The 25990-nt window shown below is 43.6% G+C and carries 27 protein-coding genes and 1 pseudogene; 21 read left to right on the top strand and 7 right to left on the bottom strand.

Going from position 1 to position 25990, the window contains the following annotated elements:
* Positions 1–436: pseudogene (locus OOJ59_RS24340) on the top strand (IS1-like element IS1X2 family transposase); the annotation flags it as partial.
* Positions 437–957: 521 nt separating this feature from the next.
* On the opposite strand, the gene OOJ59_RS24335 reads toward OOJ59_RS24340, so the two are convergent.
* Genes OOJ59_RS24335 through OOJ59_RS24325 form a run of 3 tightly spaced genes read right to left on the bottom strand, consistent with a single transcriptional unit; the run spans position 958 to position 3848 of the window.
* Positions 958–1932 (bottom strand): hypothetical protein, encoded by a 975-nt coding sequence (locus OOJ59_RS24335; protein ID WP_016241600.1) that lies wholly within the window; start codon positions 1930–1932, stop codon positions 958–960.
* A gap of 23 nt (positions 1933–1955) precedes the next feature.
* Positions 1956–3071 carry a toxic anion resistance protein gene (locus tag OOJ59_RS24330; protein WP_016241599.1) on the bottom strand — a complete coding sequence of 372 codons (1116 nt, stop codon included), beginning with the start codon at positions 3069–3071 and terminating at the stop codon, positions 1956–1958.
* A 6-nt stretch (positions 3072–3077) separates the two neighbouring features.
* Positions 3078–3848, bottom strand: coding sequence for a hypothetical protein (locus OOJ59_RS24325; protein WP_016241598.1), 771 nt, complete (start codon positions 3846–3848; stop codon positions 3078–3080).
* 170 nt (positions 3849–4018) lie between these two features.
* Here OOJ59_RS24325 and OOJ59_RS24320 point away from each other — a divergent pair, with 170 nt between their 5' ends.
* The 7 genes from OOJ59_RS24320 to OOJ59_RS24290 all read left to right on the top strand — a co-directional run bounded on the left by OOJ59_RS24320 (position 4019) and on the right by OOJ59_RS24290 (position 9966).
* Positions 4019–4435: a hypothetical protein gene (locus OOJ59_RS24320; protein WP_016241597.1), complete on the top strand. Its 417-nt coding sequence runs from the start codon at positions 4019–4021 to the stop codon at positions 4433–4435.
* A gap of 4 nt (positions 4436–4439) precedes the next feature.
* A complete protein-coding gene (gene lepB / locus OOJ59_RS24315) occupies positions 4440–5168 on the top strand; it encodes a signal peptidase I (protein WP_007372211.1) in 729 nt (242 codons plus the stop codon).
* Between the two features lie 6 nt (positions 5169–5174).
* On the top strand, positions 5175–5810 hold the full coding sequence (locus tag OOJ59_RS24310) for a hypothetical protein (protein ID WP_016241596.1): 636 nt from the start codon (positions 5175–5177) through the stop codon (positions 5808–5810).
* On the top strand, positions 5807–6115 hold the full coding sequence (locus OOJ59_RS24305) for a hypothetical protein (RefSeq protein ID WP_016241595.1): 309 nt from the start codon (positions 5807–5809) through the stop codon (positions 6113–6115). Before OOJ59_RS24310 ends, OOJ59_RS24305 begins: the two co-directional genes overlap by 4 nt.
* 444 nt (positions 6116–6559) lie before the next feature.
* The gene (locus OOJ59_RS24300) at positions 6560–7654 is read left to right on the top strand and encodes a restriction endonuclease (RefSeq protein WP_016241593.1); all 1095 of its coding nucleotides are present in this window, start codon (positions 6560–6562) and stop codon (positions 7652–7654) included.
* A gap of 232 nt (positions 7655–7886) precedes the next feature.
* On the top strand, positions 7887–9215 hold the full coding sequence (locus tag OOJ59_RS24295) for a hypothetical protein (RefSeq protein WP_007372213.1): 1329 nt from the start codon (positions 7887–7889) through the stop codon (positions 9213–9215).
* A 58-nt stretch (positions 9216–9273) separates the two neighbouring features.
* Positions 9274–9966, top strand: coding sequence for a hypothetical protein (locus tag OOJ59_RS24290; protein ID WP_016241592.1), 693 nt, complete (start codon positions 9274–9276; stop codon positions 9964–9966).
* Positions 9967–10001: 35 nt separating this feature from the next.
* On the opposite strand, the gene OOJ59_RS24285 is transcribed toward OOJ59_RS24290, so the two are convergent.
* Positions 10002–10574 (bottom strand): phospholipase D family nuclease, encoded by a 573-nt coding sequence (locus OOJ59_RS24285; protein ID WP_016241591.1) that lies wholly within the window; start codon positions 10572–10574, stop codon positions 10002–10004.
* 261 nt (positions 10575–10835) lie between these two features.
* Between OOJ59_RS24285 and traA the strand changes: the two genes are divergently transcribed.
* On the top strand, positions 10836–11171 hold the full coding sequence (gene traA, locus OOJ59_RS24280) for a TraA family conjugative transfer protein (RefSeq protein ID WP_007372215.1): 336 nt from the start codon (positions 10836–10838) through the stop codon (positions 11169–11171).
* A gap of 48 nt (positions 11172–11219) precedes the next feature.
* Here traA and OOJ59_RS24275 read toward each other — a convergent pair whose 3' ends face one another.
* A complete protein-coding gene (locus OOJ59_RS24275; RefSeq protein WP_007372216.1) occupies positions 11220–11507 on the bottom strand; it encodes a DUF1294 domain-containing protein in 288 nt (95 codons plus the stop codon).
* A gap of 175 nt (positions 11508–11682) precedes the next feature.
* Here OOJ59_RS24275 and OOJ59_RS24270 point away from each other — a divergent pair, with 175 nt between their 5' ends.
* Positions 11683–13158: a UvrD-helicase domain-containing protein gene (locus tag OOJ59_RS24270; RefSeq protein WP_007372217.1), complete on the top strand. Its 1476-nt coding sequence runs from the start codon at positions 11683–11685 to the stop codon at positions 13156–13158.
* Between the two features lie 39 nt (positions 13159–13197).
* Here the strand turns inward: OOJ59_RS24270 and OOJ59_RS24265 are convergent, their stop codons facing one another.
* Positions 13198–14097: a DsbA family protein gene (locus tag OOJ59_RS24265; protein WP_016241590.1), complete on the bottom strand. Its 900-nt coding sequence runs from the start codon at positions 14095–14097 to the stop codon at positions 13198–13200.
* A gap of 22 nt (positions 14098–14119) precedes the next feature.
* Positions 14120–14689: a hypothetical protein gene (locus OOJ59_RS24260; RefSeq protein ID WP_016241589.1), complete on the bottom strand. Its 570-nt coding sequence runs from the start codon at positions 14687–14689 to the stop codon at positions 14120–14122.
* Between the two features lie 149 nt (positions 14690–14838).
* Between OOJ59_RS24260 and mobH the strand changes: the two genes are divergently transcribed.
* The 11 genes from mobH to traV all read left to right on the top strand — a co-directional run bounded on the left by mobH (position 14839) and on the right by traV (position 25927).
* Positions 14839–17541: a MobH family relaxase gene (mobH, locus tag OOJ59_RS24255; RefSeq protein WP_007372219.1), complete on the top strand. Its 2703-nt coding sequence runs from the start codon at positions 14839–14841 to the stop codon at positions 17539–17541.
* Entirely contained in the window at positions 17534–19510 is a 1977-nt protein-coding gene (traD, locus tag OOJ59_RS24250) for a conjugative transfer system coupling protein TraD (protein WP_048242093.1), read from the top strand. Before mobH ends, traD begins: the two co-directional genes overlap by 8 nt.
* A 2-nt stretch (positions 19511–19512) precedes the next feature.
* On the top strand, positions 19513–19899 hold the full coding sequence (locus tag OOJ59_RS24245; RefSeq protein WP_009654243.1) for a hypothetical protein: 387 nt from the start codon (positions 19513–19515) through the stop codon (positions 19897–19899).
* Positions 19884–20534 carry a DUF4400 domain-containing protein gene (locus tag OOJ59_RS24240; protein ID WP_007372221.1) on the top strand — a complete coding sequence of 217 codons (651 nt, stop codon included), beginning with the start codon at positions 19884–19886 and terminating at the stop codon, positions 20532–20534. Before OOJ59_RS24245 ends, OOJ59_RS24240 begins: the two co-directional genes overlap by 16 nt.
* A gap of 84 nt (positions 20535–20618) precedes the next feature.
* On the top strand, positions 20619–20912 hold the full coding sequence (locus tag OOJ59_RS24235) for a hypothetical protein (RefSeq protein ID WP_007372222.1): 294 nt from the start codon (positions 20619–20621) through the stop codon (positions 20910–20912).
* Entirely contained in the window at positions 20909–21727 is an 819-nt protein-coding gene (locus OOJ59_RS24230; protein WP_007372223.1) for a DsbA family protein, read from the top strand. The genes OOJ59_RS24235 and OOJ59_RS24230 overlap by 4 nt, the downstream gene beginning before the upstream one ends.
* A 49-nt stretch (positions 21728–21776) precedes the next feature.
* Complete coding sequence (gene traL, locus OOJ59_RS24225) at positions 21777–22061, top strand: type IV conjugative transfer system protein TraL (protein WP_007372224.1); 285 nt, start codon at positions 21777–21779, stop codon at positions 22059–22061.
* On the top strand, positions 22058–22684 hold the full coding sequence (locus tag OOJ59_RS24220; RefSeq protein ID WP_007372225.1) for a TraE/TraK family type IV conjugative transfer system protein: 627 nt from the start codon (positions 22058–22060) through the stop codon (positions 22682–22684). Before traL ends, OOJ59_RS24220 begins: the two co-directional genes overlap by 4 nt.
* A 159-nt stretch (positions 22685–22843) precedes the next feature.
* Positions 22844–23962 (top strand): TraK domain-containing protein, encoded by a 1119-nt coding sequence (locus tag OOJ59_RS24215; RefSeq protein WP_016241588.1) that lies wholly within the window; start codon positions 22844–22846, stop codon positions 23960–23962.
* Positions 23963–23966: 4 nt separating this feature from the next.
* Complete coding sequence (locus OOJ59_RS24210; RefSeq protein ID WP_007372227.1) at positions 23967–25364, top strand: TraB/VirB10 family protein; 1398 nt, start codon at positions 23967–23969, stop codon at positions 25362–25364.
* Complete coding sequence (traV, locus tag OOJ59_RS24205; protein WP_016241587.1) at positions 25361–25927, top strand: type IV conjugative transfer system lipoprotein TraV; 567 nt, start codon at positions 25361–25363, stop codon at positions 25925–25927. The genes OOJ59_RS24210 and traV overlap by 4 nt, the downstream gene beginning before the upstream one ends.
* The last annotated feature ends 63 nt before the right edge of the window (positions 25928–25990 follow it).

Raw genomic sequence — 25990 nt, 5'->3', positions numbered from 1 at the left:
GCCGCAGTCGGTAACCTCGCGCATACAGCCGGGCAGTGACGTCATCGTCTGCGCGGAAATGGACGAACAGTGGGGCTACGTCGGTGCTAAATCACGTCAGCGCTGGCTGTTTTACGCGTATGACAGGATACGGAGGACGGTTGTGGCGCACGTCTTCGGTGAACGCACTCTGGCCACACTGGAGCGTCTTCTGAGCCTGCTGTCGGCCTTTGAGGTCGTGGTATGGATGACGGATGGCTGGCCGCTGTATGAATCCCGCCTGAAGGGAAAGCTGCACGTTATCAGCAAGCGTTACACTCAGCGCATTGAGCGACATAACCTGAATCTGAGACAACATCTGGCAAGGCTGGGACGGAAGTCACTGTCGTTCTCAAAATCGGTGGAGCTGCATGACAAGGTCATCGGGCATTATCTGAACATAAAACACTATCATTAAGTTGGAGTCATTACCCAATTCAGTAACAGCCAAAGTCAATGTCCGTTTTTGGCACAAAGCCGAGATCCGACGAAGTGGTACTTTCCGTGAAAGTTGTGGTGCGATTAATTTGCAACACGTGGTAAGGAGCGGTTGCAATGTGGTGGTAAATTAAGTGCAATTAATCAAGAAGGTGAATCAATGAGTGAACAACTGAACTGTCAAAGCCGCATGGATGCGGCGACAACTCTGTACTTGCCGCAAATAACTATCCCCGTCCTGCTAAACCAATGACGTAACTCCTATCTCTCCCGACTTGTTGGAACAAGTCGCACTCACAAGGTGCAATTAAACACTGAACAAAAATTCATGGATGAATGGTTACCGCCGAAGGACTCGGCGCAAATAAAAAACGTACATACCATTATACACAGTATGTACGTTTGAAATGAAAGCCGCTGACGTTATATGTAAAGCCCTGTCACTCACTCACACGCGAATAGACACTGTTTTTACTATATACTCCGCAGGGGCGTTTTATTTTATTTCGACAGATATTTAATATTAGACTCTATCAAATAAGTAAGCCTACGGCCATTTCTAACCGTCAGCAGTATAATCACCACAAAAATTACGGCAAGTATAAAAAATATTAGAGCAGTACTTTTTATAATATATTTAATATAATTGGATTTAAGATCATTTCCCGACTTCCAAGCAGAAAGAGGATTTGAAGCAAGCGCACCAGACTTGTAACCAATGTCATAAATATGGTAATCAATAGCTTTATAAAGTTGTGAATCAAACAGTGTGTTTTTGTCTTTGACACTATCCTCTTTATATTCAGGCATTAACAAAACCAAGTTTCCAAGATGATTTTTATAATTGCTATCAGATACTTTTTCAGCAGTAATTATTACACCTCTGAGTAACAGGCCATCGATATCTCCCAGTTTTTTTGCAGTAGCTGGTTTAGGATCTGCAAGTGCTTTTTCAACTGACTTTCTTAGTAAACTCCCTCTGTCTCCATAGATTTCATACAAAGAGTCCAAGTCTCCAGTTTTCATAGCAGTACTTATTTTGTCGGTATTGTATTTATAATTATGAGGCTCATCACCAAATGCAGCAATAAATAAATTAAACCCTACAAACAATACTATGCAACTTGTCATTATCTCAAGTTGTAAACCATTCCCATTAATAATTGCCCCTAGTATTACAATCAATATACATACACCCACACCAACTCTTCCATATATGGAAATAAATGATCCTATCGTATCAAAAGCATTTTCAGGAACTAACTCATTGGAGCGTAGAATGTTGAATATATCGTCAGAAACCTGTTTGACTTGCTCATCTACTGGCATGTCTGATGGAATACAAAACCATAATATTAGAAATATAATAGCGAAGATTAGAGATATAGCTAAGGTAAAATATATAGCTCTATCACGCTTCCGTCTAATAGCATTCTCAACATCATCATATGGATTACTTTGTCTGATTCTAGCCATAGCACATCCTCTAAATTTAACTATTATTTGGAAGACAGTTCTTTTGCTACCATAAAACGCTTCTCCTTCCATTGCGCTGCGCGAGCTTCAAGCTGGGTATGTTGCGTCTTGGCTCGGTCGTGGATTTTTTTAATTTCTCGACCGGCCTCATTGATCTGGTTTGATATGTAATCAATTGTCTCAACATCATATACAGTACGATTAGCTGTTTTGGCTACACGAATACTGCTCTCTTTTACTAACAAAGCTTGACGTCTGGCTTGTTGATTTACAGAATCACCAATTGCCTGAATCAGTAATGAGCTTTTATCACTCCTTTCGGCCTGGTCAATAATAAGATGGCTGCGTTTAGAAGATGGTATCGTTACTTTAATAATAGTTTCAAACTGGTCTACCATCGAGAGGTTATTGAACTTCATCATTTTCATCATCTTTAGGTCTTCAAATGCCTTTTGTTGTTCCGTGATCATGTCATTTCGACGTTTTGTTATGAGGGCGATTTGATGTTCAATATTCATTGCTTCCATGCTCAGCATGGTATTATCAGGCTGATTTTTTAGTTCCTTACGAATAGAAGCCTGAACTGTTTGTAACTTCTCCAGAATGTAATAGGCAGCTACAATGTTAACCCCTGTATTTTTTACACTAGTTAAAGCTTGGTCATACATTCCATCAATATTTTTATTCATTTCAAACAACCCCTCCGATATGCTTTCGATATCCGAGGTTAAAATATCGATTTGTCCTTTAACTAAATCAAATCTTGACATTGCACTAAAATGAAGACCGATGGCTTTCATTATGAAAGGCCCAACATACGGTATCCGTGACAGTTTCTTTTGAAGATAACTTGGTTCGACTGCATTACTGACTTCACGAGCCAGTGCAACAATCTCATTCAGAGTCTCTCCCTTCTTGCCCTGAGATGATGAGCTGACGCTGAGAAGGAGGTTATCAAGATAATTAATATCAGTAGTGTCCTCCAATCGTCCAAAGTTATGCGCGGCATCAATATCACCAATCTGGAAAGATCTGACTGCATCTTTTATTGATGATTCCATACTTACATCAACAGCATATTTATCAAATTCCTTAGCCACTTTGACATCTAATATATCAATACTATTTATGATCTTCATGTTATCTCACCTTATGTTCTTATTTAATTTATTGACCAGCTTCTTGAATTTTTCATGAGCCACTTCATCAATACCACTACAAACACCACTGGCGTTGATGTTCTTAGCCTGCCCTTCCCACATAGGTAATAAATTATCTTTAATATCTCGAAGGCTATCTTTTACATCGACAGCTGTTTCATAGCTCATTTGTGCTTGAACCTGACTTAGTTTTAAACCAACAAGAACTCCCTGAAAGTTATTAACTCTTATCCGTAGCCTGTTAATTGCCATATATTCATTGCTTGTGACACTATAGTCACACTCGTTCTTATTTTTCAGATATGACTCAACAACATCTATGAAAACCTCTAGCTGATGAATATCTTGCGCATAGATTGCCTCCAAACCCTTCGTGATTTCAGCATGAGCGGTTAGCATTTTGAAATGATCAGGTATCCGTTCGCATAGTTTCATAACTACTTTGTTATAAATATCTAGCTGGGCTTTCCGTAAGATTTCGGAACCTGTTAAATGATCGAACATCCGACGAAAAAGATTCTTTTTTCCCTTTGAGAAATTGACTTCCGCTTTTGTCATTGCGTCTATGAGATGGTAAATTTCATCTAAGAGCGACTTTTCAATATCACTCATCTTAACTGCTTCATCAATTGACATTTCATGCCCATTGATGTTGAGGACACATTTTTGATTTGAAATAAGCTCTGGCCCAAATCTATCGTAACTTAATGGGTCTTTAACAAAGGCTTCAACCATCTTAGTGGCATCACTGCTCATTTCAATTCTCCACAAATTTCGATAGAAAAAATTTACCATGTTCTCTTAAACTATCGAAATTCCTGACCATATAATGTCCGTTTTTCGGGGTCGTTTTGCGTTCAAAAAAAGTCGGAGAAAATTTGTCTGTCTATAAGATGGTGTAAACAAGTATAACTATGGTGGATTTCATGGTTAAATTTATACCCATTATGGTGGTAGCGGGCAGAACGCAGGCCAACTCTATTGCCAGGTTTCTACTGGATTCAGTGCTGGTGTGGTCATTATTGTGCTGGCTCAATACAATTATTCCATTCTATGTGCCGTTGGTAATAACCATTACAACATGCACAATTTATGCACGAGTTGGTTATAAAGTATTTTTCAAGCCGTTAACCTTCATGAAAACTAGAAGTTTTTATGTCGATGCTGAAAAACCAACAGTTCAACTCAATTACACATTAGCTGGTGGGCAGGCGAACCAATTTTTCACTTTAGCCCAAAAAACCACCAGCATCCATTTTGTTTACCTTTTCACCTGTCTCGTATACCTGTTTTTGGGTAAATCGCTCTCTAATTACGCAAAAAATATTAAGCGTGGTATATAACTCCATGAAACCGTTAATTATTGTTTTTATCATCTCTGCACTTTACCTCTCTTATCAGCTGATAAGGTCTCGTCGTCCAAAACATTGGTTGATAGTTTCCTCCTCATTGTCGCTTGCGGTTATTGTGTCCTTTCAGTTTCTCGGCGGTGTATTCCTGATCCCGACAGAATCCATGTACCCAACTATAAAACCTGGAGACTTGGTTATCGCTCAGCGTGTAGGTGGTTTATTCGATCATCGCGCTATTAGGCGTGGGGACGTACTCGTTTTTAACGCCCCTTCTGTTCCCGGCGTTTACTATGTCAAACGCGTATTAGGTATTCCTGGCGATACCGTCACATACAACGAAGAGAAAATCTTCTCGATAAACGGTAAACAAAACGGAAACCAGATTAAAAAAGATGGTTTTACTACTCAATACCAGGCAGATACCGACACTGCCGGTCAAAGTTATATCTTCCAGACAGATAACCGTATCGGCTACGTGAAAACGGGTAAGAAATGGATCATTCCCGAAGGATACTACTTTATGGCCGGTGATAACCGAGACCATTCGCTTGATTCCCGTTACTGGGACAATCCCCCTGGCACACCTAGGAACCTCAGAGGTCTCATTCCCCATGATAGTCTCGTAGGGCGAGTAAATTTCAGGATCGTCAATTTAGGCTTTCTGGCGCGTGGGGATTCAGGTGACCGTTCCATTAAACAACGACAGCAGCCGCATCAAAGGTAATCAGTCATGATGATCGAAACCTTTTACAAAACCAATAATGTGGAGGTCAGAAGCACTTACGAGGAGGTACTATCTGCCTACCAATTGTGGTTCAGGTTAACAAACCAGCTCTGTAACGATGAAGGATTCGAAGGTTTTACTGCTCATGATTTTTGTGTGCCTGATTTGTTTCTGCGATCAGTCGAATGCCATATCCAACGTGTGTCTGGTTTCCGTCAATTCAAAGAGCAATGCTTAATTAGCCCCGACAATACTATTCCTTTTGCCCTAAGAACAGACCATGAACATGGCTCTGCGCTATTCAATAGGTTTAATGATATATCGAAGTCTGCACTGACATCGCTGGGTATCGATCCAATACGCTTTGGTAACCCACCATTTGGTTTTGCGAAGGCTGTATTTTCGATTCTGAAAATTCACCATGAAGCAAAATTAAATGGATTAGTTGGGTACAGCCAGTTGTGGGCACTTGAAAACCAGTTCGACGAAATCCTGTTTGTTTGTTCTCTACCCGTAGCAGGCTGCGGGAGAATTCCATTTTATGAGGCTCCAGCCATCCCTCCTTACTGGATACCCATCACGGGAACTGAAGCCATCGACCTCTTTAATACCCACAACACCAAAATGAGGAAGAGAGAATGAAATCTATCACGACTGTTCTTTTATGCTTCCTTATCCTGGGTTGTGGAAGTCGGGATAAATTACCAATTCCCGCAACCAAGGCAATAAACGCGCTTCCAGATGCGATGGCAACCCTTTCTAATGCTGGTCTCTGGAATGAAAATGAACTTTCTGGCGCTGAATTCCTTGAAAACAGTGACAGAAGTATGATAGTTGCGAACTTAACGAGCGTTCCATGCAGAATGGTGTTCAGTTACGTCAAGACTTCAAATCATCCTTATTGGATGCCGAGCCAAATTGCTTGTGAGGGAGATGAGAATGATTAACTAGATACACTGATATGCTTCGTCAATCGCTACACGGTGGTATTCTGTTATACAGGCCTGTAAAGTGTATGAGGAAACCATGAACTCTCTACTCCAGCGTGTTGTGATTTACGCCATTGTGATTCTGATATGTAGCGTTTATTGCGTTCTGTACTTTGTGCCGCTCACTTCCATAAAGACGATCAACGCCATAGGCATTGCAAACTTAGTGGTACTGGCGTTACTCACATGGTTGTTAGTAAGACCACGGTTGTTCCAATTGTGGGGTGGGTATCTTGTACTGTCAGCAATTTATTTAGGTGCGATTTACCCTGATTTTCCATATGTTGAAGAAATCATCGTTTATACATTTGCCCTGATTTGTTTATCAGTCATGTTTTACGATGTATTCATTGATAACTGTAATGGGATACTGAGGCGCACCTTTCTTAGAATTAATTCTGAATGAATGGTGACCATATGGTTTTTAGAAAATTGGCAGCAAAAGGAATGTCCCGATGCGCCAAATTCCAGTGGTGCTTTTTCCTGCTAGCGTCATTAGCTTTATTCTTTCTACATGATGGCCCGTTGGTCATTGCGGGCCTCTTTATTACACAATTGTCTCTCCAGATGTCGATGACCCGTACAGGAAAGGAAGTCTTCGGCGTTATTTTTAATATCCAGTCATGGAGAAACAGTGGTGCTAGCCAGCAAACCTATTTTTTCCGGTGGTATATCGGCTTCCCGATTTCCTGCTTGCTATATATTCTTTCTCTTACTAATTATGTGTACGTTCCAGGCGATTTGTATTATCAGTTTATTGCAAGCAGTACTGATGACCTAGCACTCGTAATGAATCGTTTTGCTGTAGGCGTGAGTAACATACTCCCTGAAATCCTTCGAGGCGCATCTCTAACCCTTTCGATGATGATGTTTGTCGCAACATTGCTAAAAAATGTACAACTTGCTGAAGTACGTCGAATTTACTCCTCCATTCAGGATGGAAATGATTCCCAGAAAATTCTCTCGAATATGACATGGGAGCAATTCGAAAAGATTATAAGACTGCATTTCGAACTCAATGGCTACAAAGCAACTCTGACTAATACAGGAGCTGACGGCGGAGTCGACATTCTGCTGCAAAAAGATGGTCGCCGCGAAATGGTACAGTGCAAATTATGGAAAACCAGCAAAGTAGGAGTCTCGGTAGTCCGCGAAATTTACGGTGTAGTGCAAGCCAATGCATATGAGCGGGGTTATATCATCACCTCTGGGTTCTTTACTCAGGATGCATGGGAATTCGCTCTTAGCGCAAATGTTAAAGGAACATTATCGCTTATCGATGGTTCCAGACTTCTGAAAATAATCAAGGATAAAGAAATCCCCCCGCCTGCCACTGAGATAATAAATGTTGGTCCAGGTGAGAATCAAATATACGATCTTAATGTCATACCTAGCTGTCCCCGTTGCCATAGCAAAATGGTTAGAAGAATGTCGAATGGAAATTATTTCTATGGTTGCTCGGCTTACCCAATTTGTAAAGGAACCCGTAACCTCTAGAAATCTATTTTCAAGAAAACCATCTCATTTTGCGGTCGTTTTCAGGCCGCAAAATTTCGAGAGCTACCTCCCTCAAGATATAATCCGTTTATTATCGCGAGAGCATATTTTCCTAATCAATTCCGGGGCAACCATCTCACGCGATTATGGGGCTTTCCATATCATGCTCACTTTCATATACACCGTGAGTTGGGGCTTCGGCCAGAACGAATAGTGATCAACGAGGTTTTCAATGACGAGTGAAAAACGTGGCACAAGTGCTGAATACGGCCAGGAGAAATTACGCGAACGCGCAGCGCAGAATGCTGGAGATGAAACCCCCAGTGTTAAGGCGCGATTTTCTAAAAAAACCTTGAGTATCCTGGTTGCCGGTATCTTTGCGGTAAGCACATTAGGCGCATTTATTTTAATGAATGGTAAACCAGACAAAGAACCGAACCTATCTATCGTCGAAGTTGCAAAGAGTGGGATCAGCGTTAACCCGGATATTGCAAAACAACATGGTATCGATGTGGATGACGATGACCTTGATACCGATGAGGCTGGGCCTCAGCCAACACTGACACTTCCTATCACAAATAATGAACAGGAACCCGCATCAGCGCCCCCTGATGATGATAAAAGTGAACCTACTGTCACAAAGCAAGATAGCGCCGGTGTTTCCCCTGCATCGTCTGATAATCTTGGCGATCAGATGCTAAAAATGGCCACAACCACGCCACCAGCTAACCCGGATGCAAATTCACCAGTTGTATCTAAGTCAGATCCTGCTACGCAGTCATTGGTTGACTCAATTAAGGCTGAACCTGGGTTTACTGACGGTAGCGAGGTTTCACAAAACGCAGAGCAACCTGGAACGGTTGAGATAACTCCTGCACAGGAAATCGCTAAAAAAGCACTATCTGGGGCCACTAGTGAAGCCCCGGCTTCAGCTCCAGTTACAGCAGAACCAAATCAACACGCTGCGGCGCAGACCAACCCGGTTCAAACACCGCCATCACCTACCACACGTGATATTGCAGGTGTTGAAAACATCACTAAAGATACCTCTGGCCATCAAATTGACCCAGCTGAGTTCGGTTATACGGAACCCACTAAAACTACTGCTACGTCAGACTATAAAGCAGCATCAGAAGGCTATACAGCCCAACAGTTTGTTGTTCAGGAGAAGAATGCGCTTACTGGCGCTGACCTGGACTATAGTGGGCACTTTAAAACTGTTGAATACAATTCGCAGGGACAAAATACGGTATTCGTTTATTCAACCTTTTCATCAAAAGTATTCTTGTTACCATCGAAAGGTAAGGTCAACGTATACCTTTCTGATGAAAAAGGTTGGTCAGTCTCACTCCTCCCAGGAAATATCCTGCGGGTACAGCGTTCTGAAAACAAGGGGGCATGGTCGCAGGCAACCGACCTCTTTGTACTCAATGGCGAAAACTCCTACTCGTTGATTCTTCAGGCTGTTGGCGATCCTGATAAACGAACCGATTCCCTCAAATTCACAAAAAAGGAACTTTCTAAGCAAACGGACAAGTTGGCCAAAAAATCCAAAGCCTGACTGTTGAATTGAAAATACGAGCGCATCTTTGGTGCGCTTTTTTTTCGGGAGAAGTTACATGACAGATTCATGCATCGACGGCTTAAGGCTGGTTTCGACCAGTTACCACATTGGTTTACCCTGGATTGAATGGTCAGAGGCGAGATCCTACATCGTATGCCGAGCACTGGTAGATCAGGGAGTAATTGCCGGAACTGCTACTATAGGAACACGTCGAAAAAAGGTCAAAGAACGCATCAATCCAGGAGATCGTGGGTTATACCAAGTCACTGAAACTCAGTACGGATGGATAGCACTTAAGGGTGGTGGCGTGATCGATCCCTGCGGCTTTCTTGGTAACTCTTTTTCCGGCCCGGAACCCCAGTTTTGTATCCTTGAGAATGATGAGTGCTATATCAGGGGTATAAATCCTGTTCAGTGCCCGAGAACTCACTTACCTGAACATCTTGTAAGTGATGAGTTATTCCCGCTAACACGCGGTGTTATGCGCGATACATGCAGCCGTCTGCTGGGTTACAGGTTGCATATACAGGGATTGACTATGTCAGAGGCAGCATACCTTCTGTCGAGACCGCTTACCGATTTTGACCGGTACAGCCGCCTGGTATATGAATACTTTATTAAAATGGGACTAAGCAGCATTATGCCATTAAGCAACATCAAAATGCTGCATCCGAATTTAGCCCGTAAAGGTTGGCGTTCATTTTATAACGACCTGGATATGGACGAACTTGAAGCGTTTCTTAAATGATAAAATCAGGGTTCATCCCGAACCCTGATTAAAATTCAATAATTAGGTATGTAATCCACACCACCAGTCCAACGAGATTCCCAGTGGGCCAGATACAGCGCTGTAACATCTGGTGCGTTATAAAGTACAAGGCTATTTTCACTATTTTTATTGAAAGCCGAACTTGAGTAATTATAACTACCGGTTTCAACAGATATCCTATCAACACACAAATACTTATCATGGTGCAGAAGAAATTGATCATTCGTCCGTAACGGAATGCCCGCGTTAACTACTGTATTCATAGTCGAGACTGCATATCGGTTATTATTTTGCCCTTTGTCAACTACGATCCTGACATCTACTCCCCTTCGGTGAGCATTAATTAATGCTTTCGCAATTACGGGTGACGTAAAAGAGTATGCCGCCATACGGATTTCCTGCTGAGCTGAATTGATCAGATCCAGTATTGCTTTCTGTGCAGACCCTTCAGGTGAAAATCCGACAACGACTCTAACGCCACCAGCCGGTAGCATTACTTCTGTTGGATTATCAGCCTGTGCAAAAGTAGAAAAAAATAATAATCCCAACGATGTCAACGTACTGACCAACACCTCTGATTTCAACATATCCACCTCGTTTAAATGTGACACTAGTAAAGTTGGCTTTCATACTCAAAAAGAAGTTTTCATCCAGATTTTCATATATGTTAATAGACACGGATAAATGTCACCTTATATCACACATTGCTATTGTATAACGCCCTGCTTTAACAATGAAATCAAACAAAACAAATTTTATATTAATAAAGTTCCCGGCTCAAACTCGTTAAATAGCTGGAGAACATCCAAAGATCGAAATTATTAAAACTCGTTATTAAGGATGTTTAAATGAACGCTATCAAATTTGAGAAGTTTAAAACCCCGCTGGTGATCACCGGCATTCTGATTCTTGCCATTGTTACCGCTCACGCTTCTGGTTCAACCCAGGCAGGTTTTGACGATGTATGGCTCAAAATCTCTGATTACATGCAGGGTTCTCTGGGTAAGGTGCTGATCGGTCTTATCGTTCTGGTTGGTCTCGCAGCTGCTGTTGTACGTCAGAGTCTGATGTCACTGGCGGTTGCTGTTGGTGGTGCGATCTCCCTGTACTACTCACCGGACATTATCAATGGCATGATGGCCGCATCCCACGCAGTGCAAACCACTTTACCGGCATTCATGTAACCATCATGGATGTAAAAAAAACCGGCTCTGGCCGGTTTTTTTACATCTTCATATTTTATTTCCCGCCCATAGAAAATTCCATAATCCGATGTAAAGAACTATCCAGACCGCAACGATAACCCGGAACCGACGTTGGTAAGCACTGCGTGTTTTGTGTTTAAACATTCGTTGAGCAATGAAACAACCTGGCCACCCGCCCAGCACAATGAGCGCATCCAGCGTCAGTTCATCCACACGGTACTCGCCAGCAGTCGCGGCCTTTTTATCTTTGTAATAGATGTAAATCGAAATCAGACTCCAGATTGACATCCAGACAAAGGACGATAAATAAAACATAGATTACCTCCTGTTGAGGGCCGCAGTAATAGTTTGATGGTACTATCTTATTGTATTACTCATGAACAGATAAATTTGTATTCTTAAAAATGGGTACAATTTGCCCCCATTTTTAAATCATTCGCGCCGTGTCAAAAGGTACTATGAAACGATATCTAACATAAAGGTAATTCTGATGCCGGTAACTGATGAACAGAACGTGATCATAGGTTTCAAACCTACACCTGGCAGTATTGTTTCAGTACAGGCATACGCGGGGTCTGGTAAGACCTTTACACTAAAAGAATTCGCGGATGCAAACCCCTCACTCAAAATTCTCTATATCGTTTTTAATAAAGCTATTAAAGATGATGCAAAAAAGAAATTCCCAAAAAACGTCGAGTGTAAAACATCTCATGGTTTGGCCGTGACCCGGTACAAACACTTTGCTCATAAATACAGACAGTTTATATCCGTGAGCGAATACCGCGCAATGATGGGTGAAGATGACTGGAGAGTGGTTAAGCTTGCAATAAATGGGCTTACCCATTTCATGAATTCAGATGAACACGAAATTACTACTGAACACGTACTTAAAGACTTAAGTAAAACCGATAAAATATCTCAAAGCAGGTTGGATCAAGCGCTACGTGCAGCAAAACGTACATGGCAAATGCAATCTGACCCACTCAACGATGCCTATTGCTCACCGAATACCATCCTCAAGTTGTTCCAGTTATCGAACCCAGCCCTAGACCAGTTCTACAATGTCATTCTCTTCGACGAATCGCAGGACGCAAATCCGGTAACGATCGATATCGTTCTTAGAAACAACTGCTGCAAAGTTTTTGTCGGCGACCAGCACCAAGTGATAAACCGCTGGCGCGGTGCGGAAAACGCCCTTGAGATTGTTGAAGACCACGGGGCTCAGGTTATGCGCCTGACTAAGTCATTCCGGTTTGGGCCTCTTGTTGCAGCACTGGCCAACGTTGTGCTGTCAATGAAGGGTGAAACGTTCCCCTTGGTAGGCCTGGGTAGTCTTGATGCTATCGTTGAGCCATCGGCGATACAGGATCAAAACTTTTACGCCATCATCAGCCGCACCTACATGGGAGTCATACAATCTGCCTACGAGTCGATTATGTGGGGCAAACGGGTGATGTGGAATGGAGGTATTTCAAAATACCGTCTCGACGAGCTCCTTGATTTACATGCGCTAAAAACAGGTAACATTGCTGCTATTAAAAATAACCGTATCACTACGGAATACGGGAACTGGGCAAATTTTTTAGAGATCGCAGAAACCACCAAGGACGTGGACATGGTGCGGGCGATTAAGTTAATGGAAGTCTATGCTGATATCCCCGGGATGGTTGAGACCATGAGGATGAATGAAGCCAGAACAGAAAAGGAAGCTGATTTAATTGTTACCACAGCCCATACCTCGAAGGGAAAGGAATTTGACCATGTCATCATCAATGACGACTTCCCATCCATTATAGAAGCCGTTGTGATGAAGAAGCCACGGGAAGTAATTATTGACGAACTTAATCTGCTGTACGTAACTATTACCAGAACCAAGAAATCTGTAAACATCAATACTTCGTTAATGGAGCTATTAGAAGAATACCGAAGTCGTATTGAGCGAAATGTTTCAGTAGTGATAATCTGACAAAAAAAGCCCTGGTTAATTCAGGGCTCTTTTTTATTTCTATTTATCTTGTTGAGCTGGTGAGGCTTCGCCTGATGTGTCTCTCTGAGAATCGACAACCATAGACTGGATCACTTCAACGAATTTTGAGAAGGGCTGTGCGCCTACAACAGAGACTTCTTTACCGGTGACATTATCACGCACAATCGTGGTTGGTGTACCATCAACACCGGCAGCTGAACCGGCCTCCATATCCTGCTTAATGCGCTTAATCACTTCAGTACTGCCCATACAGGTATCAAATTTCGCCTGGTCTACCTCAAACAGTGCTGGGATGCTGTCCGCATCCTTAAAACCTTTACCGTTTGTTTCAGTATGGTTAAACCAATAATCAGTAACGGCCCAGAAAGCACTCGGCCCTTTCTGCTCCGCAATACACTCAGCAACAGCTGCGCCCTTCGATGCGACCGGCTCATGGAATGACATAGGGTAATGACGCCATTCCCAGTTAACAGCCCCGGCTGTCGCGGTATCAACGATATACTTCGGCGTTTCTTTGAAGCGTTTGCAGAATGGACACTCCAGATCTTCATAGTTGATCAACGAAAACCGAGCGCCAGGCTCGCCATAGATATAACGGCCATCAGTATTTTTATTTGCTTTGTCCCAGCCTTTATAGAGTGCCTTTCGTTCTTCCGCGAGCTTTTGGTCGGCGATAGACTTAAGAGCACCCTTTACTTCGTCCTGAATATTTCCGTTCACTCCCTGTTGAACTGCGGGGTTCTTGGCCAGCGATGTACTAATTTTATCCAGCAGTTGATTGGTCATCACCTGGGTTTTGTACGAGATAAAACTAATTACCATCAACCAAACCATTCCGATTACAACAACGATTCCCCCGGCCCAGGCAAAAATTGTTTTATTTCCAGAACTGCACTTTTCATTTCTTTGCTTATCCATTGTACCCTCGCATTTTGATGGATTAGGACTTAGGTTGTTGGTTATCGATCTGCATCTGAATTCGATATTTCCGCAGCTCTTCCGGTTCACCACTGGAAAGCACATTTAATTCGTGGGCACTTAACCGATAGCCAGGTGTTGAGCAGTATTTATCTTTGATACGGAGGTATTCAGCCCTACTGGCGTTCTGTGTGTTATTAGGAAGGAGAAAGGTATTTTCCCCGCAAAATGCTGGGGTCTGTGTGAACGTGCCACGCGGCCCATTGGCATACTTTGTGTTTGCCACTGAAGTGAGCAAGACCTGGGTGTAATTGTCATGTGCCACATATCGCTTCCCGGATGGATCATTGATGGCATACGGACTCACGAGCGTATGCTCATACCCAGGGTAACGTATAGCCGCGCCACCGCGTTCTGTACCACGCCAGGATTCGGAGTACTGATACTGGTAGGGGTACTCGGCCCTGGCGGGGAGATTGCGCGTTTCGTCGAGGTAAGTACGTTGTGGCTTACCTGTCCCACTGCAACCGCTGGTGATTACGCCGGTAATAACCACCAGCAGGGGCAAAACAATTTTATTCGCCAATTTCATTGCTTAGTCTCCAATTGGATAGCAACGTCATTATCTTAATTTCTCACCCTTGACGTTATGTTTTATGAAGACAAAACGTCGTCATTTTCCAGCACGATTTTTTTCTCAATCGGTTAACTTACAAGGTACTTAACCGGAGAAATCTTTTAATGCTGAGACACATTAAAAATATTCTGAATACTTTTTTGCCTGATAACAAAAAGGCTACCACTGATCTATTCGGTGACGAAATCGATATGTCAGTAGATGAAGAAATCGGGAAACTCATTTCATCACGAGATAATATGCGCTATCCGGCAAGCGAAATCGGATTCCCGGCTCAAGTACCGGGTGAGTACGTATTACGTCATTACCAGAAACCACTTGTGATGGCGATTAAACGAGAACTGGATATTAGGGACTCTGAGTTTAATCAGCTTATTCTTCCTATGCTGATAAATTTCGCTAACTTTGTTCACCTCTTCCCGGCATCCGAAAACCATCATCACCGTGCTGCAACCGGATTGTTGCGTCATTCATTGGAAGTGTGTTTCCAGTGTATCCGGCGTTCTAAAAACATCGAGTTTGATTCAATGGCGGTTCCCGTACATAAATCAAATCGTGCATTAGCATGGCGACTTGCAGTCGCAGCTGGTGGGCTACTTCATGACCTCGGGAAACCATTTACCGATTTTGAAGTATGGAACGAAGACGGGAAAATTCACTGGCCTCCAGGCCATGAACCAATCCATGTCTGGGCAAAAGAGAACAATGTAAAAAGATACTATCTTGTATGGAAACCAGGCCGTCACCGCCAGCATACCTCCAGCACGAGCAATATGTTGTTGATGATCATGCCAAAAGAAATGCATGTTTACCTTCTTAACGGCGGGAATGATATTTTCAATGAATTGACCCGGGCACTGAATGCCAGTGCGCAGCTCAATGCAGAAAAAATCAGTGGTCAGGACGTCAAAAACAAGATCCTCACTACCATTAAGGCCGCCGACTCAGCATCCGTTAACTATGATATGCGGCAATACGCCGGTGATGCGATTCGTGCAAGCCAGTCAGGTGTACCTGCGGTTCAGCGTGTAGTTGATGCCATGCGCCATAGATTGAAAAAAGGAGATTGGATTCCCAACAAGCCAGGAAGCCCTGTATGGGTGACTACCTATGGCGTATTCATCGTCTGGGGTGTTGCGGTCAAGGATATTATTGAGACCGTTAGGAACTCCGGCGCTGTTATTCCACAAACCCAGAATAGTCTGGCTGACCTGATGCTAAGTTATCATCTCTGTCGACCAAACGTTCACCAGGACGATGACACTGCATACTGGCGTATTGCCCCTCATATCTTGAATGATAAAAGTTCAAGAGAAAGCAAAGACCCTAAAGTTGCGTTGAGCTGCATCCTTCTGATATCTCCAGAAGTACTATTTGTCGATACTGTTGACCCTCTACCATGCAGCAGCCGCATCCGTATTGAAGGTAAATGGGTGGAATACCTGACCGGGAGGCCAAACCAGCCAAAACTCGTCGAAAGCGAACCCTACATTGGTCAGAAGCCGGTTCCGTCAACCGGAATACCGAATGAGGTCGACCGCTCAGTTTTACAGGGCGGAACAATCATTGCTGATGAACAGGAATCTCCACTGGAGAGTATTTTTGGAAACCGACAGGTTACGCCGGAAAACGCCCACGAACTGCTGCATAAGCTCAATCTGCTTTCTGATGAGGACTACAATCGTGTAAAGGAAAGAAATACCAGTACCAAAAATCAAAAAGATTGTCTGGATGACACTAATTCACCAACAACTGAGCTGGCGGGCAGCGGGGAATCAAAAGGGCTCAAAGATAATCAACCAAAGCCAGTGTCGGAGAATAATGAACCCAAGCGCCGTCTTTCCCTCAAAGAAACCCTGGCATCGGCACAAACAGAGATTGAGTTCTCTGTACCCAGTTCACTTATAAAAGAACCAAACCATAAAACTCTGAACGAAACCCTTGAGTTTCATTCAATCATCAACTCGTATAATAGCAACGAACCAACTTCAAGCGATGCATTGGATCAGACCCAGCCCTCACCTACCCGTCAGGCATTAAAGGAAATTCAGCTGCACCAGGATGCTGTCGATACCGGCATTCAGTCTGGTGAGGTAATTGATGATTATTCAATTTACGAAGATTATGATTCCATGTGGCAGGATGACGTGAAAGCTGATAACGATTTTGGTTACTCGGCTCATGCGGATACTTCGGCCAACATACCGGCTAACGTAAAATTTTACGATAAATTTAGTCAGCTATACGTATCTGGTCTTGAAGCGGCCAAAGAATTTCTCGTTAAATATGTTACCGACCACTCAGACGATCTTTTCATTGAATCAGGCCACTTAATCATTGCTATTGATAAAGATTTTGATGAGCGTAATTATGCTCTGCTTCAGGACTCCAACTGGTTATGGCAAAGGTTTATGGAAGCCCCAGCCCAGTATTATTTCCATCGTACTCAGAAGTGCTTATATCTCAGAAAAGAACTTAATAATGATATCGACTTGCTGATGGATGGGAAGTTTAACGATCTGCTTTACTCTGCTTTAACTGATGTTTCTGATAAAGATTACAACATTACAGATTTATGCAATGAAATGATTTCAAAAGGTATGCTGAAGCGAACCTATTCTGGAGAGCCTGTCATTGCCGTAAGCGTTGCCTTAAAGCGACGTATTGCGGATGAACTCGGCATTGATATTACTCAATTGCAGAAGATTATGCTGATGCACTTTGATTTCTATTCAAAGACCGGTGTTGACTACATTCTTCCTAATAGTGAACGAATGCATAATCAAATGGTGGATAAAGATGAGTGAGTGGAAATATAACTTACGTTGGCGCACAAATTTTGAAGGCCTTGAGACTCTTGGTTGGACAGCAGGTATAGCCGCAACTATCGGGGTTAATACACTGTTTAACATGCCATCTCTACCCTGTTACCTCTCAGTTGCAGTCCAGGCTGCTTATGGTATTCGTAGTCTCCCGGCAGCATGGGATATTTATACGCACAAACGCCGCCTGAAGCGAAAACCAAAACCACTCGTAATGGACATGAAATCATTTATCGAACAGATGATTCGTGAGCCTGACAGCTATCTTATTTGCAGAGGCTTTGAGTGGGGCCAGAATGAGGGTCAACTGGCATCTGAGTTGATAAAGCGTGACATAAAGAAATTTGTAGCCAAACCATCCAAAAATTTTATGGGCCTCGGCTGGATTCATGCGCTAGGTAAAAAAAACGAATGGATCGGAATTTCTGAAGAACTTTTATCGTTGCATACGCTTATAACTGGCACAACCGGCTCAGGCAAAACAACATATTTTAAACTACTTATTCTTCAAGCCGCACTAAAAAAACAACCACTAATCCTCATTGACCCCAAAAATGATGAAGAACTGGCTGAATGGATGAAGTTCTGTCTGGAATTGGTGGATCGCTCAACGAAATATAATTACGTTTCATTGGCGCATCCTGAAAAATCAGCTCGAATATCTCCAATTACTAACTACACTCAGGCTGGCGAGGTAGCTAACAGAATTACATCGGTTATTCAACGTGCTGATAGTACGAGCAATCCGTTTGTTTCATTTGGTATTATGTCATTAACTACGGTTGTTGAGCTGATGAAAATCTGTGAAATCAAACCGACTTTACGCAATATTAAATCACAACTGAGTGCTGACATCTCTTCATTAGCATCTCTATTGATTATGGCCATCACTAAATTCGGCCACAAGACTTTAGGAGAGTCCGATTTCGACATTATTTTACAGGCGAAAATTGACCGTTACTCGTCTAAAATTAAAGGCCCAAAAGAAATAGCAGAAATATGTGCAGACATTTACCGAAATGACATTAAAGGTAATAAAGGGAAAGGCGATACTTCAATTGAAGCCGGTATTGATATGTTCGGTCATCAGCGCGAACACTTCCAGAAAATGATTCTGAACGTGATGCCAATTCTTAGTCAACTAACTCAAGGGTTTATGTCAGAGTTGTTATCCCCTGACAGTGCTGATGAAGATGAACTGAATGATACTCGTCCAATTTCGAATATTCAGGATATCATCACTACCGGGGGAATGTTGTATTTGGGGTTAAATTCCCTTGCAGATGCTGAGACTGGATCTGCGGTCGGTTCTATTTTCCTGTCTGATATAACATCTGTTAGCTCGACTGTGTACAATTTTTTAAAACCTGGTGGTCAGGACTTGGCTTCTGTAATGGTGTTAATCGATGAAGCAGCTGAAGTTATTAATGACCAAGTTATTAAAATGTTGAATAAAACCCGTGGTGCTGGGTTCCGCTTATTTATTTCGTCGCAATCGACTTCCGACTTCGAAGCCCGTCTCGGTTCAGAAGCCAAAATGAAGCAGGTTATAACCAATACGAACCACTTTACGGCGCTACGCACACCAGATCCTGATGCCCAGGAAGCAGTCATGAAACGAGTACCACCGACAAAGTTCAAATATATTATGCGTGGTCATGGCTCCAGCGCAGGTGCAGATCCTGAACAAATCACCGGCAGTGTCGGGGAACGATTGATGGAGGAAGAAGGCGAGTTATTTCAATCTCAACTGCTAGGTTGGTTACCCAACCTCGAATGCATGGCCATAAATCAGGCTAATAAAATAGTAAAAGGTAAAGTCCCCGTCATATTAATGCCGAGGAATGAGTCCGAGTTAAGCGATGTCCGAACTATCGCTAAAAAGTACCTTTCAATCTACGAACGTCAACAAAAGGTTCGTGGTGAAAAATCACGTATCAGCGCCGAGGGGTAAATATGATTAAAACCAAAACTCTATTAAAGCGTAAAGATGATCAAGCCTCATATGACGGTTTGACCATGATCTGGCCATGTGTTGATGGCATCACTGGGCAAATGTTAGCTCTACTGAAAACCCTTACTCCTGATGAACGCGTTGGTGCAGCAGTGAGCTCCGCTATCAAAGCTTATCATCAGGACAACGAGCAGGAGCTGAATGACTGGGAGCGGCTTGCGATCTATATCATTGAGCTTGGCTTGTTCGTTTGCCGGGAACTTCAACACACGTTGAATTTCTGTGAAATTACTTCACGGATAAATCTCCCGAGAAAGCTAACCAACGAACTGATTATCCAGGCTGGGAGGAAGGCGAAGATTGGGGATATCGAATGTCTGATAAGTTGAATGAGGAAAAGTGGCCTAAGACGATAAAGACACTGATCATCTGGAGTTCGACGATTCTCCTTTTTATCTCTGTCTTCTTTCCGGTTGAGTATTTTAAGTCTAATGCTCTGAAAGAAATCGCATGGGGTCATAAAATGATAGGCGAAAAAGATTTCGTCATGGTATTGCAAAAGGCTCGCGACAATTATACTGAAGCATTTGTAAATACGGGGATTGATAAGGCGTTAAAGGATTTTTACCAGCTTCCTCCCAGCGACATGGCCAACCACGGCGGGCCACTGAAATACTTTGTTGGGCTTTTCCAGAACATTGCCGAGAACCTGAATTATTGGCTCTACATGATTATGTATCGTTTAACACTTGATATGTATTGGTTACCGTACATGGCCGTGGTCATCATCCCGTCTCTGTTTGCAGGGGTAATGCGGTGGATGGCAAAAAGATATAACTTTGGATATGCCAGTCCGTTTCTTAACCGTCGTAGCATGGTATTGATTGGCTGGGGTGTATATAGCGTTCTCCTGTCGCTTTTTATACCGTTACCTGTGCCTCCAATGATCGGGGCACTCATAATGATAGTAATGATTCCTATTGGTTCATCTCTACTTATTTCAAACCTACCAAAACGTATTTAACCTTAAGAAAAGCACCTCAATTTGCGGTGCTTTTCTTTTTCCTCAATATTTCATGTTTGTTAAATTAGCTGTGCGAGGTGATGCATGACTAATTCGAAACCATTTATTCTTTCTGCCCTGCTCTGCCTGACGTTTACCGTAGGGATGATTAGCTATTTGCTAATTTCTGATGTCCCAGAAAAAATCCGTATCCTCAATCAGAAGATCACGGCATCAACTTACCCTCAGTCACGGGATGTCCTGAACAAAGACATGGCTGAAATCATACTGCCCTATCTTAAAAAGCAAAAAGCTGCTGAGGCGTCTCAGGTCAAAGTCCAAAAGCCAAACGAAATCTATACGCCGGAACAATTGCAGCAATCAAGAGGCTACAAATGAAAAAGAACATTTTGAACTCTCTTATATTTGGAATTCCGCTCATGGTTATGGTAAGCACGGCTGCATTTTTTACTTACCAAATCGATAGACAGTCCCAACTTCTTAATGACCTAGCGATCGTTGCTGAGACTCACAAGCCCGTAGTAAACAACAAAAGCGAACTACTGGACGCATTTGCAAAATACATTAATGCAGCGGGCCTAAAACCTGAATCGCAGAAACAATCCAATGTCGGTTACCGGACTGGAAACAAACCCGATACCGCCTATGCGCCTTCTACGGACAACGAACGTATTTATGGGAACCCGGATGCTCAGTTCTATATCATTGAGTATTCCGATTTTGAATGTCAGTACTGCAAACAACATTTCCCAATCGTTATGGATCTCGTGGATTCATCACAAGGGAATATTGCGATGGTTTTCAAACATGTTCCTGTTCACGGGCAGGCTTCCCGTACTGAAGCTTTAGCAGCGGAGTGTGCTGTTGAGCAGGGAGGAAATCCATCTTTCTTCCAGTTATCTAAAGCGTTATTCCGCTACAGCCAATCTGACGGGCACGGTCTTAGCGCACCGCTAGACCAAATCGCCCGCGAAACTGGTTTAGACCCGAACCGCTTACTTGAATGTATCAATGCGGCCAGGCCGTCCAGCAAGATAGCCGACGACGTTCGTGAAGCAGGTCAGCTTGGTATCCAAAAGACCCCTACAAACATTGTTGTCTACGGTGATAAGTCAGCCATTGTTCAGGGCGCAGTAGATGGAGCAGGCCTTATGCAAATGATGGCTCAGCTTGCAGGCTCTGGTCAGAAATAGGCGCATTTTGTCGTCAATAAATCTGAAAAAATTCATATGAGAGGTCATCATGGAACCTGTTTATATTTCTCACTCGATTGACGAACCACCAAAGTTATTTTTTTGGTCGATTGATGAAGCCATGCCATTTTTCGTTGCTCTCGCGGTTGGGATTATCACTGGACGATTATTACCGATGATAATTCTGGGTGTTGTAGTTTCACGTGTTTATGGCGGTTTTCTGGCGCGAGCTTCTGAGAAATATTTTATGCACCTCTGTTACTGGAAATTCGGAGTCACATTCGGTGGTGGCACTTTTGTACCTGAATCCTTCGACCGGGAGTTTATTGTATGAATATCCATAATTTCAAAAAAGGGTTAGTTGGACTTCAGTTAGAAAACAAAAGTTTCAAGTTAATCTCTGCCTCAATGATTCTGGCAAACCTTGTACTTGGTTATGCTCTGTTAGCCAAAACACAACCCATCACTATTATTCCGCCAAACCTTACAGAAACAGCCTGGCTGGATGAAAAAGCCGCCAGCAGCTCTTATATGAAGGCATGGGCGTTATATATAGCCGACAGTTTTGGAAATGCTAACCCAGCCACTTTAGATCTACTCAAGAATTCTATCGGCCCGTTTCTTGACGCTTCAATTTACACAAAAGTTATGAAAGCAATGGACGACCAGATTGACCAAATTAAGCGCGACCGAATCTCGCTTTCTTTTAATCCGGTCGGGGTTATCACCGACCCGTTAGCAGTTGGTACTTTTTATGTCACCGGTAACCAAACTCTCGAAGGTATCACCGGCAAACCATCGACCACGCCAGTCTATTACGAGATTACTGTTAACGTAAAAGGCTACCGGCCCATTATTACGTTCATTGAGATAAAGAGTGGCAAACCGTTGCTGCCAAGTGAAGAAGATAAACACAAAGGTCAAAGGCAGAAATCTTCGGCAGCTCGAACTTCCTGACAGAATTTCGTTAGTTGATTTAACCGAGATATAAATCTTTAAGCGAGAGATTAATAAATCAGCAATCAGTAAACAAAACGGATGTGCCGAAATGAATTTTCTGATTGGTAATAGCCAATTTAAAAATGAACGTAGTGTTGCCACTTATCGGGGGGCTAAATGTTGAATAGTAAACGCATAATTATCCTGTTGCTTACCGCGTCGTCCACATTAGCGACCCATAGCGTAACGGCGGGCGAAATGTCTGTTGATCAAGGCATGGTATTTGAGCAGCCTGATGCGCAGTCGCAACCCAAAGTCACTGCAAAACTCGCCTCTCGACCAGCATCCTCAACTCAGGCAATGCTCAGCACAGAAACACGCCCATATCCTGACAACTATACACCACCAGCAAGTAACTCTATCAATGGCGGGAGTGAACCAGCTATTGATGGCCGTAATATTCAACCAGTACCTGCTGCAATTGCCAGTCCCGTTCCACTCACAAAAGAAGTCATTCCTTCTCGGCTGGAATATATCGTTGCGCCTGGCGTGAACACCCTCGTACCGATTTCGATTAACCAGATCAACCGGCTTGTTACACCGTTTGAACACCCTGTAGTGCAGAAAGTTAAACAGGAGGGTGTAACTGTAAATGTAAAAGATAACGCTCTCTACGTTTCCACCTCAGACAGTAACCCGGCAAGTCTCTATATCAGTGAGAAAGGTGACGAAAGTGTAGCGATCTCCGTGTCGTTAGTACCTCAGAAAATTGCACCGGTGCAAGCCACTCTCATGCTTTCACGAAAGCTGAACAACACGAGTACTTCTGGTGTTATGCCTGCGGCATATAACAACTATGGTGGAAGCGAAGTCAAAGCCAGGCGATGGGAACAGAAAGATAATTACATCGAGACGATTCGCAACATAATGCGAACCATCGCGCTTGGGGACATTCCACCCGGATACTCTCTGGGAAATCTCTCTTCAGGAGTTGGTATCCCGAACTGTAATTTCCGCACGGGTACTGACCAGGATCAGATTCGCTACTCCTTTGCAAATGGCCAGTATCTTCAGGGTAGTCAATTCAGTGTCATCATCGGCGTTGCACAAAACACTGGTTCATCAACAGTAATGGTTGATGAATCACTCTGCACCCATCCTCAGCTTGCAGCAAGAGCACTATGGAGTCGCAACACTCTCCAGCCTGGCCAGCGAACTGAAGCTTACTTCGTTATCCGCAACATCCAGCCAAACGAACAAGCTAACGATTCCATGCGCCCTAAACTCGCGGAGTAAAATCATGCTTATCCCCTTAAAAGAGAAATGGGCCTCAATTTCAGCAAAGCATAAAAAATGGGTTTTATGGGCTGGCGTATTTACTTTCGCCGTTCTTTTTTTGCTCTTGGTTATACCCGACTCAGCTGGCCCCCGAAATCGAGCGCCACAAGAAAAAGTGATTGCCAGCGTCCTTACCGATGGTGATACCAATGGAGTTAGCCAGAATGCTATTGCGGCGCGAATTCGCGCACTCGACAAGACCATTAAAGAGCAAGGTCAACTGATTAAAACGTTAACCGAGAAATATGGTGCTGATCAGACAGCTCAGCGTCTTAGCAATCTGGAGAACAACCAGAAAAAATCAGGCGCTGAGGTTGCAGCTATTAAGAAACGCGTTGATACCGTCTCTAACCCTGTGCCTTACTCACAACAGTCTCGCGGAGCGACACCACTGGCTGGAAACGGCCAACGTAACGTCCCTACTCTGTATAAACCTGAAGAGATATCTGCCCCTTCAGTTGCGCCAAGAAACTCAGGAAGTTTCAATAACGGGAAAACATTACAGCGCGTATACGAAGATGCGGCCCCCCCTGTCGTACCGGAACCCGCAGCAAACCAGCGTCAGCAGAAAGGGAAGGATGGCAAAGCAGTACCAAGCCAGGCAACTCCTGAAATCATCACTGTACAGGAAGATATTGAAGCCGCACCCGTTGCTGACGAAGATGATAACCCCGAGAACCAGACCTACCTTCCTGCAACGTCGATCATAAGTACTGTTTTGATTGCGGGGATGGATGCACCAACATCTCGTGATGCACGAAAAGACCCTTATCCGGCGCTGGCCAGGGTGAAAAAGGATGCAATTCTCCCAAACCGTTTCCGTGCAGATATACGTGAATGCGGAATGCTTGCAGCTGGGTTCGGTGATTTGTCCTCCGAAAGAGCTTATTTCAGATCGGAAGTCATAACGTGCATTCGGGATGACGGTGCAGTTTTTGAAGCCCCACTCGTAGCCTACGCTGTTGGTGAAGATGGTAAATCAGGTGTTCGTGGTCGACTGGTTACCAAACAAGGGCAATACCTGGCACGAGCCCTGACCGCTGGCTTCCTACAGGCTGCATCTCAGCTCTTTAACGTACAGAGTATTCCGACAATCAGTATTAAACGCGATGGAGATAGTAGTGACGCTACTCCTTACCAGCAGGTTATGAGCTCTGACGCACTCCAGGGCGCAGCAGTTTCTGGCGTAGGTGGCGCATTGAATCGTCTTGCCGATTTCTATATGCAAATGGCCGGTGACCTTTTCCCTGTAATTGAAATTGATCCAGGCCGTAGTGTTGATTTTATTGTGCAAAAAGGGGTCATGCTGAAATTCACACGTGTTACTTCAAAAACTCAAACCGTTGGGGGCAAGAAATGATGACGAAGAAAATTGTATCGGCATTGTTTTTAGTTAGTGCCGGTTTTGCGATGTCGGGTTGCTCACTACTGGGCCAGAACGATGAATATGGATGCAAGGGAATGCCCAATTCGGTCACATGTATGAATGTCCGAGATGTGTATGCCCTGACCGATGGAGATGATTACCAGGAGCAGATTGACACCGCATCTGAAAACCAACTTTCGGGAAAGCCTGTGGAGGTTAAGCGGCTGCGCACTACAGCCGGGAACGGTGGACGGAATACTGCCGATGGTGGTCGATACGTCCCTGTGCCTGCTACTGCTGCTGATCCTCAACCCATCCGAACGCAATCTATCGTCATGCGGGTGCTGGTTGACCCCTATGAGACCGCAGATGGAGACCTTAACGTCCCTGGCTACGTCTATACCGAGATTGAGCCGCGTCGTTGGGAAGTCGGTGCAAGAAATAGTGCCACATCAACTGCTGTTATCAGACCAATGTCTGCACCGGTTGCCGCTGCTCCAGCACAATCCCAGGGTGAGACATCACAACCTCCTCAGAAAGGGAGTTACATTAAATAATTGTCCAGTAGTACCGGTATACCGGTACTACTTTTTTCATGTGCTGTATTCCTTGGTCGTCTT

It is taken from the genome of Citrobacter sp. W9, assembly GCF_026719375.1.
Lineage (GTDB): Bacteria > Pseudomonadota > Gammaproteobacteria > Enterobacterales > Enterobacteriaceae > Citrobacter > Citrobacter werkmanii.
This window is presented reverse-complemented; position numbering and strand designations above follow the sequence as displayed.